Genomic DNA, 16,547 nt, shown 5'->3' on the forward strand with positions numbered 1-16,547 from the left:
ATCCGGTTCCTGACGCCATCAAGGGGCGGCACCTGGTGTGCCGCCCCTTTCGCGTACCTGCCAGGCCCGGGTTGCGTCCTGCACGGACGGAGCCATGGCATGCTGAAAGCTTCGGACACCTTTCCCGACCAGGAGTGACATGATCAGCACCATCAAGCGCTGCGCAGTTATTGGCGGGGGCATCATCGGGGTGGCCGTAGCGCGGGAACTGACCAGGAAGCTCCCTGAAGTCCAGGTGACGGTGTATGAAAAGGAAGACCGCCTTGCGGCCCACCAGACCGGCCACAACTCGGGAGTGGTGCACGCAGGCCTCTACTACGAGCCCGGCGGGCTGAAGGCAACACTGTGCCGCAGGGGTGTCCACTTGCTCCAGGAGTTCTGCGCCGACCGGGGCCTGCCCTATGAGGCGTGCGGCAAGCTCGTCATCGCCCAGACCCCGGAAGAATCAGCCCGGCTGGACAAGATCTTCATCCGGGCGCGGGCCAACGGGGTCCCCGGTGCACGGATGCTGACCGGCGGGCAGATACGCGAGGTGGAGCCGAACGCCGTCGGGCTGTCCGCACTGCACTCACCGGAAACCGCCATTGTGGACTACGCGGCCATCACCGCCGCGCTCGCCGATGACGTCCGCGCCGCCGGCGGGGATATCCGCTTGGGGCAGGAAGTGACCTCGCTGGTGCAGCACGCGCAGGGTGTAGTGGTGGGCACCCGCGACGGACGTGACCACTACGACCTGGTGGTGGCGTGCGCGGGCCTGCAGTCCGACCGCCTCGCCGCGGCCACAGGGGAACCTGCTGCACCACGCATCGTTCCGTTCTTCGGGCAATACTTCCTGCTGGGCCAGGAAGCACGCGAATCGGTCAAAGGGCTGATCTACCCTGTGCCGGACCCCAGGCACCCTTTCCTGGGCGTGCACCTGACCAAAAGGATCGATGGCGAAATGATGCTTGGTCCCAACGCATTCATCTCCTTGGGCCGTGAATCCTATTCGTGGCGGGACATTAACCCGCGCGATGTCATGAATTACGCCGCCTTCCCTGGTTTCTGGAATTTCGTCCGGCAGAACATTCCCTCTGCGGTCCGCGAGTTCAGCACGGTGGTGAGCCGCAGGAAATTCGTCAGGGAGGCCGTGCGCTTTGTGCCGGCCCTGGAAGGGGCTACAGTGCGGCCCGGAACCCGGGGCGTCCGCGCCCAGGCAATGAATGCTGACGGCACGCTGGTGGATGATTTTGTCATTGCCCGACGCCGGAACATGGTTCTGGTTCGGAATGCGCCGTCTCCGGGGGCTACTTCGTCGATGGCGATCGCGGAGTACATCGTCCAGCAGGCATTGCAGGAGTAATTTACACGACGGTGACGCACTGGAAATCCCCGGCGAATCACGGCCCGGTAGTTTTCCGGCATGACTACTTCGTTAGCTGCCGGGTGCAGAAGAATCGGCTCGGCCATCGCCCGATGGATTGAGGCCGCCTACGTACTGGAATGCGCTGGGCAGGATGGGCACGGGGCGGGAACGCGGTGCAGTGATTTGGCGTGGTTGCCGGCACTGAGCGGGGTGACCGTAGCTGCCGCTCATTCCATTCAGTCGCACGCGGAAAACACGCGTCCTTCCTTGTAGGCACAATGTAAAAGGTGGCCGGGTGTCGCGTTGGGCACACTATTAGTTGATAGCGGGAACTATGCCCTAAACTGCTGCACTGAGGTGCCGGATCGGCACTGTGCAGCAACGAAAGCGAACCCTCAATGGCTACTGATTACGACGCTCCGCGCAAGACAGAAGAAGAGTCTCCCGCTGAATCGCTTGAGGCCCTTCAGGCGTCGCGTGGTGCCGCTGCCCAGACCGCGGTCATCGACGTCGACGACAACGACACTGCCGAAGGCATTGACCTTCCGGGAGCCGATCTTTCCAATGAAGAACTGACCGTTGTAGTGGTCCCGGAGCAGTCCGACGAATTTACGTGTTCTTCCTGTTTCCTGGTCCGCCACCGCTCACAGGTTGCACTGGAAAAGAATGGCCTGAAGTACTGCAAGGACTGCGAAGGCTGAACCGCCTGCAGCACAAACCTCGTGGACCCCGACAAGCGAAGAAACAGCTTGGCGGGGTTTTCGCATATCTGCGCCGGTTTTATAACGCCGCGGTGTCGTTATCTTCGGTTACGGCAGTATGCACGCAGCCCCGCTGAAAGTGTCCTGAAAGCCAGAAAATGGCGCCTTGCATAACCTGCCCGTGACCGGCAACAAGCCCCTCTAACGGTTATGCGCCGAAGAGGACACGGACGGAACAAAGCGGCGGATCCGCTCCTAATCTGGAGGTATCCATCCCGCCTTGAAGGGGGCAAAAAATGAGGAAGTTAGGTGCGGGTCTGGCGGCACTGGCAGTGGCTGCCGTACCCGGACTGATGGGAGCGGGGCCGGCGGCTGCGTCACCCTATTGCGGAATTACGTGGGGTTCGCTGGCCAAGGCCGATCCCGACATGAGTTCCGCGCACGTCACCAATGTCCGTACGGGCCAGCAGCCCTGCTACGACCGCATGGTGGTCGATCTTGCCGGCAAAGTGGCCGGTTATTCAGTGCACTACGTTCCCGTAGTGACCCAGGACGGCTCCGGGTTCCAAATTCCCGTGGCGGGGGACGCGGACCTGCAGGTGGTGGTGACGGCTCCGTCCTACGACCAGTACGGAAACCTTAGCTATGCACCTGCGGCGAAGGCTGAGCTGTCCAACGTTTCCGGATACCAAACGTTCCGGCAAGTGGTCTACGCGGGAAGCTTCGAGGGACAGACCAGCATCGGGCTGGGGGTCCGTGCCCGCCTTCCGTTCCGGGTCTTCATCCTGGACGGACCCGGCGGCGGTTCGCGCCTGGTGGTGGACGTGGCACACCGCTGGTAGGCCTCCCTTATCGGTGACACCGCCAAACAACGGGAAAGCTGCCGGTTCGTACGGAATCTTCCGCACGAACCGGCAGCTTTCCAGCGAAACCGTGGTTCCAGGGGCTACTCCGGGACCACCAGCGCGGGGGTGTCCTTGCGGATGGTTTCGCCCCGGAAGAATCCGGGCCTGAGGCGTGACATGACCAGCATGACCACCACACCCAGTGCAAGGATGCCCACGCCGAGTACGAACACCAGACCCACGCCGAAGATCTCCGAACCGCTGCCGAACTCCGGCGCCCAACTGTCCACGGCGGTCTGGATGAACACCACGAAGAGGCCGACACCGCCCAGCAACGGGCACAGGAACCGCAGGACCACGTTGCGTACGCTGGAGAACAGGCTGTTGCGGAAATACCATACGCAGGCAATCGCGGTGAGTCCGTAGTAGAAGCAGATCATCAGGCCCAGGGCCAGGATGGTGTCGTTCAGGACGTTTTCGCTGATCATGTGCATCACCGCGTAGAAGCCCGCGGACAGGACGCCTGCCGCGATGGTGGCGTAGCCCGGCGTCGAGAATTTCCTGCTCATCCGGCTGTAGCGCTCCGGCAGGGCGCCGTAGTGCGACATCGCCAGGAGGCTCCGCGACGGTGACGTGAAAGTGGACTGCAGCGAAGCAGCCGAGCTGGACAGCACGGCAAGCGACATCAGGATGGCGAACGGGCCCATCACCGGCGAAGCGAGCGCAGTGAAGATGTTGGCATGGTTTTCCTCGTTGTTCAGGCCCACCCCGGAATCGCCGACGCCGGCAAACATCATCGTGGCGATGGTGACCAGCAGGTAGATGCCCAGGACGGCCACGGCAGTCAGCGTGCCGGCGAGGCCTGCGGTTTTCTTGCCGTTGGCAGTTTCCTCATTAACGGTGAGGCACACGTCCCAGCCCCAGTAGACGAAGATCGACAAGGAGATTCCCGCCGCGATCTGGCCGAATGTTTCCACCTTGGTGACATCGAACCAGTCCCAGCTGAAGGGAATGGCGGTGGGGGAGGAAGACCAGTTGGCGAAGGCCATGAGCACGAACAGGCCAAGGGCCACCAGCTGGAAGCCAACCAGTCCGTACTGGACGATCTTGGTGGTGTGCAGGCCCCGGTAGCTGACCCACACGGCCAAGGCAACGAACACCAGGCACGTCACCACGTTGAGGAGTTTGTTGGAGGCGAGGTCGGCGATCTCCGGATTGCCCGCGAGCTGGGACAGGAACAGGTAGAAGAAGTCCACTGCCACGCCTGCCAGGTTGGACAGGACGATGATGTTGGCAGCGAGCAGGCCCCAGCCACCCATCCAGCCCACCCAGGGACCGAACGCTTTGGTGACCCAGGTGAACGTGGTGCCGCTGTCCGGGGAATCGGAGTTGAGTTCCCGGTAAGCCAAGGACACCAGGATCATCGGAATGAACCCGATGAGGAAGATTGCCGGAAGCTGTAGACCGACAGTGCTGATGGTGGGGCCCAGGGCCCCGGTCAGCGTGTAGGCGGGTGCAATGGTGGAGATGCCAAGAACGACGACGGCGAGGAGCCCCAACTGCCCCGTCTTCAGTCCCTTGCCGCTGATGTCATGCGACGATGCGGCTTCACTGCCGCCGCGGTGGATTGTCTGGCTCATGAGGGCCCTTTCTAGATGGCCGTAGGCTGCTGCTGCGTGATGCAGTGGATGCCGCCGCCCCGCGCGAAGAGTTCGCGCGCGTCAACACTGACCACGCGTCGGCCGGGGTAGGCATCGGCGAGAATGCGGAGTGCTTTCTCGTCCATGGGGTCATTGAAGCTGCAGGCGATGACCCCGCCGTTGACCACGAGGTGGTTGATGTAGCTGTAATCCACATACCCCTCGTCGTCGGTCAGTGTTTCCGGGGCCGGAACTTCGATGATGTTCCATTCCCGGCCTGCTGCGTCGTGGGTGGTGCGCAGGAAGTCGATGATTTCGCGGGAGACCTTGTAATCCGGGTGTTCCGGGTTCTGCTGGGAATGCACCAGCAGCGTTCCGGGGCTGGAGATGGCGGCGACGATGTCCACGTGGCCGCGCGTGCCGTACTTTTCCGAGTCACGGGTCAAACCGCGGGGGAGCCACACAACGTGGGTTGCTCCGATGGTGCGGGCCAGCTCCTGCTCAATGTCGGCCTTGGTCAGGCCCGGGTTGCGGCCCTGGTCCAGCTGCACTGTCTCCGTGACCAGGACGGTGCCTTCGCCGTCCACCTGTATGCCGCCGCCCTCGTTGACGATCCCCGAGGGGACGTGCTGTGCCTTGGCCTTGCCGCTCACGAACTCCGCGATGAGGGAGTCCTTGTCCCAAGCGGCCCAGTCCTGTCCTCCCCAGCCGTTGAAGATCCAGTCCACGGCGCCGAGCTGGTTGGTGGCGTCAAGCACGAACGACGGGCCGATGTCGCGCATCCAGGCGTCGTTGAGCTCCGCCGTCAGTACCTCGACGCGGGGGTCAAGGTAGCGCGCGGCTGTATCGACGTCGTCGGGGGATACCACCATGGTGACCGGCTCGAACTCGAGGATGGCGTTCGCGACGGCCGCCCACGTGGTGCGGGCAGCGTGCGCTTCTTCCTCCGTGTCGCCCAAGGTGTAGCCGCCCGTGGGGAAGGCCATCCAGACGCGGTCCTGGGGCGCCGTCTCGGACGGCATGCGCCAGGCGCTCACGCCGAAACCGCCTGTGGCTGCTGGCTTGATGCGGGGCTGGCGCCCAATGGAGCGTCCGGGTTCACGGGCTCGGTGAGGCGGGCGTAGGTTTCCGGGCGGCGGGTGGCGAGGAACGGGAACAGGGTCAGCCAGTCCTTGCGCTGGTCGAGATCCAGGTCTGCCACCAGCACGGCGGACTCGTCGCGCGGAGCCTGGACCAGGACACGGCCGTAGGGGTCGGAGATGAACGAGGAGCCGTAGAAGTTTAGTGTTCCCTCACTGCCGTGGCGGTTGGGGGCGATCATGAAGAGACCGTTGGCGATGCCGTTGCCCACGATGACCTGCTGCCACAACGGCTGCGTGTCGAAGTCCGGGTGGTCCGGTTCGGAACCGATGGCCGTGGGGTAGACCAGGATTTCGGCGCCGCCCAGGGAGTACATGCGGGCGAGCTCGGGGAACCATTCATCCCAGCAAGTGGGCATGCCCAGGCGTGCGCCTCCGAGTTCGGCCGGCGCGTGGACGGCGTAGGCGTCGTCGGCGTCCGGGCCCTGGCGGAAGAACTTGTCCTCGTAGTAGCCGGCAGTGACGGGGATATGGAGCTTGTGCGTGCGGGCGACGAGTTCGCCGGCAGGGGAGACCAGGATCGCGGTGTTGAGGCCCAGACCGTCATCGGTGCCGTCCGGATTCTCTGCACGCTGGTACAGGGAAGCGTGGACTGAGACGCCGAACTTGCGGGCGGCCTCGGAGGCGAAGGTGAACGTGGGACCTGTGAGCAGGTCCTCGGCGATGTCCGAGGGGCGGACACCGGCGTCGGGCTTGTTCTCGGGCCGCGTGTCTGCGGGGTAGCGGGAGAGCGTCAATTCCGGCAGGAAGACAACCGTTGCGCCGAGCCTGGCCGCACGCTCGATGCCCTCGTTCAGTTCCGCGCGCAGGACGGCTTCATCAGCGTGCCACTGGTGCTGGACGACGCCGACCCGCAAGGGCGTGCGGGTGGACGGTTCGGTGCGTGCCAGAGAAGTGGGGGCTTCGAGGCGGGTAATTTCAATCATGATGGCATGTACTCCGGTGAGACGACTGTCACTAAATGAATAGCGTTCATTTAGTATGGCGGCAGTCACGCCGGAGCGCAAGAGGTGAAATGAATGCCGTTCGTTTATGACCCGTCGCGAAGTGGCATTTGATGACAATGTGGGGCGGCGGGACTGTCATCAAATGCCATCTCGCGGGGGGCGGGGGTGCGGGGTGGGGGTGCGGGGGTGCGGGGGTGTGGGATCAGCGTTTGGGTCTGGCCCTCACGTGCATGCGCTCGCCCTGCTGGCCGAACAGGGTCAGGAGTTCCACTGGGTCCTTGCCGGCGCTGGCGAACCAGTGCGGGGTGCGGGTGTCGAACTCGGCGGCTTCGCCTGCTTTGAGGATGAAGTCGTTGTCCCCGAGGATCAGCCGCAGCTTGCCGTTGAGGATGTACATCCAGTCGTACCCCTCGTGGGATTGGGGGTTGGGGATTTCTTTGCCGGTGGAGCCTGGAAGGACCATCTTGAAGGCCTGAATGCCGCCCGGCCGCTTGGTCAGGGGCAGTGCCGTTCCCCATTCGTGGACGTGCGGCTTCAAATGGATCCGCGGATCTCCTGTTTCCGGCGCGTCGATGAGTTCTTCGAGCGGCACCTGGTGGAGCCGGGCAATGGGCAGCAGCAGTTCAAGGGTGGGCTTCCGCTGGCCGGACTCAAGCCTGGAGAGCGTACTGACGGAGATGCCGGTGGCTTCCGAGGCTTCGGCGAGGGTCAGGTTCTTTTGGGTGCGGAGGGTTCGCAGGCGTGGGCCGACGGAATCGAGGAGCTTGTTGACAACGGAATCCATGCTCATATTTTGCCATAGCAGCAAACTATCTTGCCGGTATGAATGCTGCCGCGGAAGCATTGGACACGAAGGGAAGGAAGGGAAACATGGAAAAGCAGTACGACGTCGTAGTTGTGGGTGGTGGCGCAGCTGGGTTAAGTGCAGCCGTCACGCTGGCCAGGGCCTTGCGCTCGGTGCTCGTTGTTGATGCCGGCGAGCCGCGGAATGCGCCGGCGGAAGGGGTGCACGGATTCCTCTCGAGGGACGGTATGAGCCCCCGGGAACTGCTGGCTGCGGGACGGGACGAGGTCCGCAAGTATGGCGGCGAAGTGCTGGCCGGCACGGCCGTGGCGGCACGTTCGACGACGGAGCCTGGCCTGGGCACGGACCCCGCCTTCGAGGTGGATCTCGACGATGGGCAGGTGGTTGGAGCGCGGCGATTGCTGGTGGCTACCGGGCTGAGCGACGTCCTCCCCGGCATCGAAGGAATCCAGGAACGCTGGGGCAAGGACGTGATTCATTGCCCGTACTGCCACGGCTGGGAGGTAAGGAACGCCTCCATCGGGATCCTTGGAACAGGACCCCTTTCCATGCACCAGGCATTGCTCTTCCGGCAGTGGAGCCCCAGCATCACACTGTTCCTGAATGACCTGGTGGAGCCGACGGAAGAGGAATGGGAACAACTCGCGGCCCGTTCCATCGCCGTGGTGGAAGGAAAGGTGAAGTCCCTGGAGGTAACAGGTGACGCCTTGACCGGTGTAGCCCTGGAATCCGGGACGGTCATTCCCGTGCAAGCTGCGGTAGTCGGGCCACGCATGGAGGCCCGTTCGCAGGTGCTTGAGTCGCTTGGCATCGAACCTGCGGAACATCCGATGGGCGTTGGCCATCATGTGGAAAGCACGGCCCTTGGCGGTGCAACTTCCGTTCCCGGGGTGTGGGTGGCCGGCAACGTCACGGATCTGACCGGTCAGGTGGTGGCCGCGGCCGCCGCAGGAAACATGGCCGGTGCGGTGATCAACGCGGACCTCATGATGGCAGAAACCCGGCGTGCCGTGGAGCAGGCCAGGATGGCGGTTCCCAGCAAATAACGGTCGACTTGTGACGCCGGGGCGAGGACGATTAAAGGGCAGCCAGTTAAGGAGGTTGGGTATGTGCTACTCGTACTATGAGGACTTCGAGAGGCGCACGAAGAAGGACTCCGCGCGCAAACCCGAAACGCACACCACAGAGGAAACTCCGGTTCAGCCCGCCGGGAAGCGTCCACCCACGGAAGGCACGCTGTGGACGTTCCTGGCCCGCCGGCGTCGGGAATTTGACGTCACCGAACCGACAACCGAACGCATCCGCGAGAAGGTCTGATCGGTATCCATCTGACTGGCATTAGCGGTTGTTCTGAAGCCTCAGAACAACCGCTGGTGCCAGTCAGTTGCGAAAATCAGCTGGCGAGTTCCGCGCGCAAGGGGTACATGCCGCCGTCGAGAATCACCTGGATGCACACACCGGTAGCGGGGTTAAGCACGATCGGTGCCATCAGGTTCACGGTGGTCTTGTCCGAAGCGGGATTCACCACCACCAAAAGGGTTCCTTCCCCGGCTGCAGGGAGTCCCACGGACTCCAGAGCGAATGCCGGGATGGTGGGAGCGTAATCCGGAACATACACGGAGGCATCGGCAAGGAACATGCGCACCTGCGGCTCCTCCGCTTCCAGGGCAAACAGGCCCACGGCCCCCGGGATACCGCGCAAGGAGAACCCGCCGGCACCCTCCAGTCCGGGCATGGGCGCGGCAAACGTCAACGACTCGAAGGCCAGTGCCGTGCTCATCGCAGGAAGTCCATGAGCGTCGGCTGCAGGACCTTGGCGGTCACTGCGAGGGCCACTTGGTAGTTGGTCTCCTGCACCTTCAAATCCATGACTGCCTTTCCCAAATCCAGGTCTTCCACCCGCGACCTCTGGGTTTCCAGCGTAGCCTTCATCCCTTCCAGGGAATCCTGTGCCTGCCCCAGGCGTGTCTGCCGCATCCCGACGCCGGCCCGCCCGTCGATGACCGACTGGATGCGCTCACCGATCGCGGCCAACCGCCCGTTGGGGTTGATGCCGGCCCGGATGTCCGCGACGACGTCGCTCACCACAGCGAAGACCGAGCTCGCGCCGCTGCCGAAGATCGCGCCGCCGTCGGAATCCACCCGCACGGTCCGCGAGGCGTCAACGCGGCGTTCCACCGAACTGTTGGTGGTGCCGTTGAATACCGGGGGAGAGCCGTTGGTGAAGGCGCCGTCCGTGTCCGCGCTGCCGGCGAAGACGTTCCGGCCCAGGTACCTGGTGTTGGCTTGGGTCAGGAGGTCCTTGCCCAGGCCTTCGATTTCGACGGCGATCGCCTCCTTCGCGGAATCGTTCAGGGTGCCGTTGGCCACCTGGACCACCAAGTCCCGCACCCGGTTGAGGATGTTGGTGGACTGTCCCAAGGCCGTGTCGGCAGCCGCAAGCCAGCCGTTTCCGTCACTGATGTTGCTGCCGTATTGGTTGGCCGCATTCAGCTGGCCCCGCAGGGCGATGGCCTGCGCGGCGCCTGCCGGATCGTCGGAAGGGCGGTTGATGTTCTTGAGCGTGAGCGCACGGTCCTGCAGTTCGGCCAGCCGGGTTTGCGCCGACTGCAGGCTCCGCTGCGATGAAGCGGCCATCATGTGGGTGGTGACGCGGTTGAGCACGGCTTACCTTCCTACCAGTCCGGTGCGGTTGATCAGGACATCCAGGGCCTCATCGATGGCCGTCATCACCCTGGCAGCGGCCTGGTACGCGTGCTGGCCGGCGAGGAGGCTGATGTTTTCCTCGTCCAGGCTGACCCCGGCACCGGAGTTGCGCTGCCCGACGGCGGCAACTCCCGCAGCGTCCGCAAGGTGCGCATGCTGTTGTGCTGAACGCGAGGCCATGCCGATTCCGGACACTACTCCGCTCCAGAAAACGTCCGGCGACGCGGCCGAGGAGCCGATTTGGGACAGTCTGTCGGCCAGGCTTCCATCGAGTGCGCCCGCACCTGCCGCGCCCGTGGCAATCCCGGCCGGGCTGCTTGGGACCACCCTGAGTGACAGGGCCACGGGAACGCCGGGCGTGCTGGCGAAGAAGTCGAGGTTGCCCGCGCCGGTACTGGACTGGCCGGTCCTGTGGATGGCATTGACCTCGTTCAGGAGCTGGGTTGCGAAGGCGTTGTACGACGCCGCTGCCTGGGCGATCGCGCCTCCGGTGCCATCGCCTGCGGCCGGTGCCAGCAGCGAGAGAGCTCCGGCGAGCTTGCCGCCGTCGAGGTTTACTGCGGCGCCCGGGCGGTCTGCCCACTCCAACTGGACCGGCGTGGTGGCCGCGTCCATGCCCGTGGGGCCGGCCAAGCGGAGCTGGCGTACCGAGGTCCCGGACACCAAGGCGTTGCCGCCGATGAAAACGTCCGCGGTGCCGTCGGGGTTCTCGCGGACCGTGCCACCGGCCAAGGAGGCAATGGATTCCGTCAGTTGGTTCCGGGCATCGATGAGTTCGTTCGCCGAACCTCCGGCAGCCACGGTCGAGCGGATCTGCGAGTTGAGGCTCGCCACCCGTCCTGCTGCTGCGTTGAGTTCGACCACCGTGGCAGCGGCTTCTCCGCGGATGCGACTCCACTGCGCGTCCAGTGACTTGTAGCCTGCGGCGAGGGTTTCAGTTACGGTGGCGGCGGCTTCGAGCAGGACCGACGCCGGTGCGGACTCGCCCGGGTGGTTCGCTACCCCCTGCCACGAGGCCCAAAAGGTCTGCATCGCCGTCGACAATCCATGCGCACCAGGCTCCTGCAGCGAGTCCTCAAGCCGCTGGAGTTCCGTTGACCGCAGGCCGGCGTATCCCGAGGCCGCAGCACTGTTGCGAACGCCGGCGTCGAGGAAGCTGTTGCCCAGGCGCGCGATGCCGTCCACCCGGACGCCCTGGCCCGCCTGGCCCACGCTGGAATGCAGGCCCACGGGCAGCGGAGTTCCGATCGCTGACTGTTCGATCCGCTGGCGGGTGTAGCCGGGAGTGGAGGAATTGGCGATGTTCTGGCCGGCCAGGTTGATGGCCTGTTGGGCCGCGGTGAGGCCCCGGTAGGCAGTGTTGAGTCCGCCGAATGTGCTCACTGTGCGTAGCCTCTCAGAGTTTCCGGTCGACGAGGTGGGCCGACGCGGAATCGCCCGTGCGGCCGTGGGAGTCATAGGTGCCGGCTGCGGGTTTCAGATCGGCGAGCGTTTCCTGGGTGGAACGGACGGCTGCACGCAGGAACTGCTCGTTGGCGTCCCGGAGCTCCTTGATGGAGGCAGTTTGCTGCCGCATGGCGCCCAGGTGGGACATCAGCACCTCGGCCCAGGCAGGGTCGGGGGCAGCAGCGGCCAGTTCAGCCAATGAGCAGTCCGGGGACAGGCCCCATTGTTCCGCCACGGCTGCTATCTCCACGGCCCGGGCAAGACCGGCCTTTGAAACCCGGTCCAGGACCTGCTCCACTTCCCGGGTGCCATGCGGCAACCAACGGGATTTGCCGGCCGTCAGCAGCAGTTGCTCTTCTTCGAGCTTGAATGTCAGGAGATCCAGGAGCTCACGTTCGCGCCACAGGAGGGCTGACAGTTCATGGATGGCCACTGCGGTCGACTCCAGTTCTGAGTGGGGATGGTTTGGGGGACGGGGTGCGTCCCCGGTAGCTCCCCCTTAGCTATCGGCCGCGGATGGCCAGGCGTTAGGCGGCCCCGTGGGCCAAAAGCTCTTGCGGATTTTTGCTAACGGCGTTCTGCTGCCCGCCGACTGTGGTCTGTGACGGCCCACGGATGGGCCGCCACACAGTAAGTCCAGATCACGGAGGAAAAATCATGGGCATGCAGATCAACAACAACCTGATGGCAAACAATGCTTACCGCAGCTTGAACGCCACGCAGGACACCCTGTCCAAGTCGATGGAGAAGCTCTCCAGCGGCCTGCGCATCAACCGTGCGGCTGACGACGCGGCCGGCCTTGCCATCTCGGAGGGCCTCAAGTCCCAGGTGAGCGGTTCGGCAGTTGCAGCCCGCAACGCCCAGGACGGCATCAGCATCATCCAGACCACGGAAGGTGCCCTCACCGAAGTCCACTCCGTTCTGCAGCGCATGCGCGACCTCGCAGTCCAGGGTGCTTCCGACACGAACAACGCCGACGCACGTGCGGCCATCAAGAAGGAAGCAGACTCCCTCGGCAAGGAACTGAACCGCATCACCGAATCCACCAACTTCAACGGCATCGACCTCCTCAAGGGCGGCGCCAAGAACATCCAGGTGGGTACCGCAGGTTCGGCCAACGACGTCATCTCCGTCAACCTCGGCGATGTCGCCACCGCCGTTGGCGCACTGGCTTCGGCAACCGGCTCAACGGACTTCGTGGTGACGGACAACGCCACCGCCCAGACCACGATCACGGCGATCGACACAGCCATCAAGGCAGTGTCCACCCAGCGTTCGGACCTCGGTGCAAGCCAGAACCGCCTGGACCACGCCATCAAGTCGCTGAACGTCGCCGGCGAAAACCTGCAGGCTGCCCAGTCCCGCATCGCCGACACGGACATGGCTGCGGAAATGGTCAAGTACACCAAGGCGAACATCCTGTCCCAGGCAGGTACCGCCATGCTGGCACAGGCCAACCAGTCCGGCCAGGGCGTCCTTTCGCTCCTGCGCTAAGGCTCGTCATGGACAGACGGCCGGCCAGGCCCCATCCTGGCCGGCCGTCGCTGGCAAGGGATTGACCGGACCGGGAAGGAGAACCTGTGACAACCGCTATCGACGGGCTCGCCAGTGGCCTGAACACCACCGCGATCATCAACTCGCTGATGTCGGTCGAGGCACTGCCGCAGACCCAGCTCAAGACCAAGCTGGCCTCCAACCAGACCGTCATTTCCACCCTGCAGTCCCTCAACACCAAGCTCACCGCGCTCAAGGACCTTGCCGTCGCAGGGTCCACCACCGGCGCGCTGAACCTGTTCACTGCCACCAGCAGTCAACCCTCCGTCACGGCAAAAACCACGACGGCGGCCACTGCGGGATCGATCGACCTGACCGTAACGCAGCTGGCCCGGACGCAGGTAAACGTCACTGCGGCCATGGCCTCCTGGCCCACCGATGGCGGCGCCCCGGCACGACTGACGATCGTTGATTCCACGGGCAAGACGACCGAGATAGCTCCCACGGGTACTTCTTTGGATGACGTGGTTTCGGCCATCAACGCGGCGTCCGGTGGCGCCCACGCGGTGAAGGTTCCGGCGGGCAACGGCACATACCGCCTGCAGCTGACGGCTACCACGTCCGGTGCCGCCGGAGCCTTTACCGCCTACCAGGGCACGGCCGCCCAAGTGGCGGGCGGCACTGCGGTGGACCTCATGGCTGACCCGGCTGCCGCCGTCGTGAAGTCCGCGCAGGATGCCAAAGCGACGCTGTACGCGGGCACGGCCGCCGAACAGGTGCTGACCTCCGGAACGAACACCTTTGCCGATATCCTGCCCGGTGTTTCCGTGACGGCGTCGGCAGTGAGCACCGGTCCGGTGACCGTGACCGTCTCCAGTGACGTTCCCGGCATCACCAAGAAGGCGGGAGACCTGGTGACCTCCGTCAACGATGTCCTCAGCTTCGTTGCCATGTACAGCGCGGTGTCCAAAACCACCAACTCCAGCGGCGCGACCGTCCCCAAGGCAGGGATCCTGACCGGCAACAGCAGCGTGCGCGCCGTCAACGACCAGGTCCTCGCGGCACTGTCGCGGCCGGTTGACGGGAAGTCACCGGCCGAATACGGCATCAACATCACCAAGGACGGAAACTTCACGTTCGATTCCGCCAAGTTCTCCGCGGCGCTGGCCGCGGACCCGGCCGCCACGCAAGCCGCGGTGCAGGCTTTGGCCGGGCGCGTGGCTGAAGCCGCGACGGCCGCTGCCGACCCCTACAGCGGTTCCATCTCCAGCCTCATCAAAGGCCGGGAATCCGAAGCCCGGGACCTCGGCACCCGGATCGCCGACTGGGACCAGCGCCTGGCAACCCGCCGCGCCACGCTCCAGGCCGTCTATACCAACATGGAGGTCCTGCTCGGCGGCCTCCAGTCGCAGTCCAGCTGGTTGTCCGGGCAGATTTCCAGCCTCCCGAAGCAGTCCACAGGAGAATAGCCATGACCTACAGTGCACTCCGAGCGCAGCAGCTCTCGCGCTACAACGACGACGCCGTCCTCTCCGCGCCGCCCGCCCGCCTGCTCACCATGCTCTACGACCGGTTGCTGCTGGACTTGAAGCGTGCCAGGTTGGCGCAGGAAAACACCAACTGGGACGTTGCCCGCGAGACCCTGCTGCACGCCCAGGCGATTGTGGCCGAGCTGCAGTCCAGCCTGCGGGTGGAGCTGTGGGACGGGGCGGCTTCGCTTGCCGGCATCTACGAGTACGCCATGCAGGCCCTCATCGGTGCCAACATCTACCGTGACGTGGAACGGACCAAGGAATGCATCGAGCTCCTGGAGCCGCTGCGGCAGGGCTGGCATGAGGCGTCGGCGCAGTTGACGGCGGGACCGGTTGCTTCCGGATCGGCGCTCGGTGTCGCCTGATTCCTGGCCTGGCATCCTGGACAGGCTGGAAGCGGACATCGCCTTGGCAGTTTCCGGCGGTTTCCCTCCTCCATGGGAGCCGCCCGTTGATGCCGGACCGCTGCCTGCCGGGTTGCTGCCGCGCGCCCGGCAGGTCCTGGAGGCGCAGGCCGACGCCCTTGACATGGTGGCGGCGATGAAGCACGACGCCGGGACGCACCTCGCGGCCCTCGCTGCAGTATCGCCCGCCCCGGGTTCCTCCCGGCCGCTGTTGCTCGACGTCCGCGGCTAACCTCCCCCCGCGCCCACCCAACTAGTACGAAAGTAGTGGTGGGTTAGGCTGCGGTGACCGGGGTGATGGTGACGTTGTAGCCGAGGTTGTTGAGTTGTTTGATGGCGTTGTTCTTGGCTCTGGTTGGGTTGATCCTGTTGAAGTGGTCGGCGCCGGGGTCGGTGTAGCACTCGCCGTTGCGGAGCATGTGCCAGGCCGCTGTGAGGATGGAGTGTTCGATGGCGACGAGGGCTTTGTTGGTTCCGGAGCGGGCGGTGATGCGGCGGTATCTCGCGGCGAGGTAGGTGTTTTTAGATCGGGTCGCGGACATGGCCGCGGTGCCGAGTGCTGCTTTGAGGTATTTGTTGCCGGGCATGATGTGGCTGGATTTGATCCTGCCGGCGGATTCGTTCGCGCTGGGGCAGACCCCGGCCCAGGACGCGAGCCGGCCCGGGGTTTCGAACACGCTCATGTCAGCTCCGGTTTCGGCGATGATCACTTCGGCGACTCGTTGGGATACTCCGGGGATGGTGGCCAGGGCTTCCCTGGCCTCACGAAAGGGTTCCATCGCCTCCTCAATCCGTGCCGTGAGGGTATCGATGGTGCGGGTGTGGGCGTCGATCTGGTCCAGGTGCAGTCGTGCCATGAATGCGTGGTGGGGTTTGAACCTGCCGGTGAGGGCGTCGACCAGTGCCGGGATTTTCGAGCGCAGCATTCCACGGGCCATCCCGGCCAGCACCTCGGGGTTCCGTTCGCCGTTGATGAGGGCTTCGAGCATGTCCCGGGAAGAGACCCCGGTCAGGTCTGAAACCACGGAAGAGAGTTTGATCCCGGAGCTTTCCAGGAACTTCTCCAGCCTTTGGATTTCCCGGGCCCGGTCGCGGGTGGCGATGGCGCGGGCCCGGGTGAGGTCCCGCAGTTCGCGGATGGGTTCGGGCGGCACGAATGATGCCCGCAGCAGCCCGTGCGCGGCCAGTTGGGCCAGCCACGCGGCGTCGGAGACATCGGTTTTGCGTCCCGGGATGTTCCGGGCGGCTTTGGCGTTGACCAGCATCACCGGCAGGGTTTCTTCGAACAGGTAGAAGAACGGTTTCCAGTAATCGCTGGTCGCTTCCATCACCACAACAGTGACGTGTTCGCGTTCGAGGAACTCCCGAAGTTCCAGGATCGCTTGCGTGGTCGCGCCCCAGGTTGTGACCTTTGAGGTGTAGGTCCCTGCCCGTTCTCCGGGGACCCGTACGCAGACCTTCGCGTCGCGTTTGGAAATATCCATTCCCGCGGCCCGTTCATGAACAATGTCCATTCCAGCTTCCCTTCAATACATCCAGTTAC

18 protein-coding genes are annotated in these 16,547 nt (G+C 64.4%); 9 read left to right on the forward strand and 9 right to left on the reverse strand.

Annotated features, from left to right (window positions below):
* Positions 1-139 precede the first annotated feature (139 nt).
* The 3 genes from lhgO (at position 140) to ACPFL9_RS04650 (ending at position 2,888) form a co-directional block, all read left to right on the forward strand.
* Positions 140-1,342, forward strand: a complete 1,203-nt coding sequence (gene lhgO / locus ACPFL9_RS04640; RefSeq protein ID WP_426006102.1) for an L-2-hydroxyglutarate oxidase — start codon at positions 140-142, stop codon at positions 1,340-1,342.
* Positions 1,343-1,743: 401 nt separating this feature from the next.
* Entirely contained in the window at positions 1,744-2,046 is a 303-nt protein-coding gene (locus ACPFL9_RS04645; protein WP_426006103.1) for a DUF4193 domain-containing protein, read from the forward strand.
* A gap of 296 nt (positions 2,047-2,342) precedes the next feature.
* Complete coding sequence (locus ACPFL9_RS04650; RefSeq protein ID WP_426006104.1) at positions 2,343-2,888, forward strand: AMIN-like domain-containing (lipo)protein; 546 nt, start codon at positions 2,343-2,345, stop codon at positions 2,886-2,888.
* Positions 2,889-2,992: 104 nt separating this feature from the next.
* Here ACPFL9_RS04650 and ACPFL9_RS04655 read toward each other — a convergent pair whose 3' ends face one another.
* The 4 genes from ACPFL9_RS04655 to ACPFL9_RS04670 form a co-directional block, all read right to left on the reverse strand.
* A complete protein-coding gene (locus ACPFL9_RS04655; RefSeq protein WP_426006105.1) occupies positions 2,993-4,531 on the reverse strand; it encodes an APC family permease in 1,539 nt (512 codons plus the stop codon).
* Between the two features lie 11 nt (positions 4,532-4,542).
* Positions 4,543-5,568, reverse strand: coding sequence for an agmatine deiminase family protein (locus tag ACPFL9_RS04660; protein WP_426006106.1), 1,026 nt, complete (start codon positions 5,566-5,568; stop codon positions 4,543-4,545).
* Positions 5,565-6,596 carry a nitrilase-related carbon-nitrogen hydrolase gene (locus tag ACPFL9_RS04665; RefSeq protein ID WP_426006107.1) on the reverse strand — a complete coding sequence of 344 codons (1,032 nt, stop codon included), beginning with the start codon at positions 6,594-6,596 and terminating at the stop codon, positions 5,565-5,567. Before ACPFL9_RS04665 ends, ACPFL9_RS04660 begins: the two co-directional genes overlap by 4 nt.
* Before the next feature lie 223 nt (positions 6,597-6,819).
* Complete coding sequence (locus tag ACPFL9_RS04670) at positions 6,820-7,401, reverse strand: helix-turn-helix domain-containing protein (RefSeq protein WP_426006108.1); 582 nt, start codon at positions 7,399-7,401, stop codon at positions 6,820-6,822.
* Between the two features lie 86 nt (positions 7,402-7,487).
* Between ACPFL9_RS04670 and ACPFL9_RS04675 the strand changes: the two genes are divergently transcribed.
* The gene (locus ACPFL9_RS04675) at positions 7,488-8,468 is read left to right on the forward strand and encodes an NAD(P)/FAD-dependent oxidoreductase (RefSeq protein WP_426006109.1); all 981 of its coding nucleotides are present in this window, start codon (positions 7,488-7,490) and stop codon (positions 8,466-8,468) included.
* A 61-nt stretch (positions 8,469-8,529) separates the two neighbouring features.
* Positions 8,530-8,739, forward strand: a complete 210-nt coding sequence (locus tag ACPFL9_RS04680) for a hypothetical protein (protein ID WP_426006110.1) — start codon at positions 8,530-8,532, stop codon at positions 8,737-8,739.
* A gap of 76 nt (positions 8,740-8,815) precedes the next feature.
* Here ACPFL9_RS04680 and ACPFL9_RS04685 read toward each other — a convergent pair whose 3' ends face one another.
* The 4 genes from ACPFL9_RS04685 to ACPFL9_RS04700 are packed head-to-tail and all read right to left on the reverse strand — an operon-like array spanning position 8,816 to position 12,007.
* Entirely contained in the window at positions 8,816-9,202 is a 387-nt protein-coding gene (locus ACPFL9_RS04685; protein ID WP_426006111.1) for a flagellar assembly protein FliW, read from the reverse strand.
* Positions 9,199-10,086 (reverse strand): flagellar hook-associated protein FlgL, encoded by an 888-nt coding sequence (gene flgL / locus ACPFL9_RS04690; RefSeq protein ID WP_426006112.1) that lies wholly within the window; start codon positions 10,084-10,086, stop codon positions 9,199-9,201. Before flgL ends, ACPFL9_RS04685 begins: the two co-directional genes overlap by 4 nt.
* A gap of 3 nt (positions 10,087-10,089) precedes the next feature.
* The gene (gene flgK / locus ACPFL9_RS04695) at positions 10,090-11,511 is read right to left on the reverse strand and encodes a flagellar hook-associated protein FlgK (RefSeq protein ID WP_426006113.1); all 1,422 of its coding nucleotides are present in this window, start codon (positions 11,509-11,511) and stop codon (positions 10,090-10,092) included.
* 13 nt (positions 11,512-11,524) lie between these two features.
* Complete coding sequence (locus ACPFL9_RS04700) at positions 11,525-12,007, reverse strand: flagellar protein FlgN (protein WP_426006114.1); 483 nt, start codon at positions 12,005-12,007, stop codon at positions 11,525-11,527.
* A gap of 224 nt (positions 12,008-12,231) precedes the next feature.
* Between ACPFL9_RS04700 and ACPFL9_RS04705 the strand changes: the two genes are divergently transcribed.
* The 4 genes from ACPFL9_RS04705 to ACPFL9_RS04720 all read left to right on the forward strand — a co-directional run bounded on the left by ACPFL9_RS04705 (position 12,232) and on the right by ACPFL9_RS04720 (position 15,236).
* Positions 12,232-13,068 (forward strand): flagellin, encoded by an 837-nt coding sequence (locus ACPFL9_RS04705; protein WP_426006115.1) that lies wholly within the window; start codon positions 12,232-12,234, stop codon positions 13,066-13,068.
* An 86-nt stretch (positions 13,069-13,154) separates the two neighbouring features.
* Positions 13,155-14,537 carry a flagellar filament capping protein FliD gene (fliD, locus tag ACPFL9_RS04710; RefSeq protein ID WP_426006116.1) on the forward strand — a complete coding sequence of 461 codons (1,383 nt, stop codon included), beginning with the start codon at positions 13,155-13,157 and terminating at the stop codon, positions 14,535-14,537.
* 2 nt (positions 14,538-14,539) lie between these two features.
* Positions 14,540-14,965, forward strand: coding sequence for a flagellar export chaperone FliS (gene fliS, locus ACPFL9_RS04715; protein ID WP_426006117.1), 426 nt, complete (start codon positions 14,540-14,542; stop codon positions 14,963-14,965).
* A complete protein-coding gene (locus ACPFL9_RS04720; protein ID WP_426006118.1) occupies positions 14,955-15,236 on the forward strand; it encodes a hypothetical protein in 282 nt (93 codons plus the stop codon). The genes fliS and ACPFL9_RS04720 overlap by 11 nt, the downstream gene beginning before the upstream one ends.
* 43 nt (positions 15,237-15,279) lie before the next feature.
* On the opposite strand, the gene ACPFL9_RS04725 is transcribed toward ACPFL9_RS04720, so the two are convergent.
* Positions 15,280-16,518, reverse strand: coding sequence for an IS110 family transposase (locus ACPFL9_RS04725; RefSeq protein WP_426006119.1), 1,239 nt, complete (start codon positions 16,516-16,518; stop codon positions 15,280-15,282).
* Positions 16,519-16,547 lie beyond the last annotated feature (29 nt).

Source organism: Paenarthrobacter sp. NyZ202 (genome assembly GCF_049860755.1).
Taxonomy (GTDB): domain Bacteria; phylum Actinomycetota; class Actinomycetes; order Actinomycetales; family Micrococcaceae; genus Arthrobacter.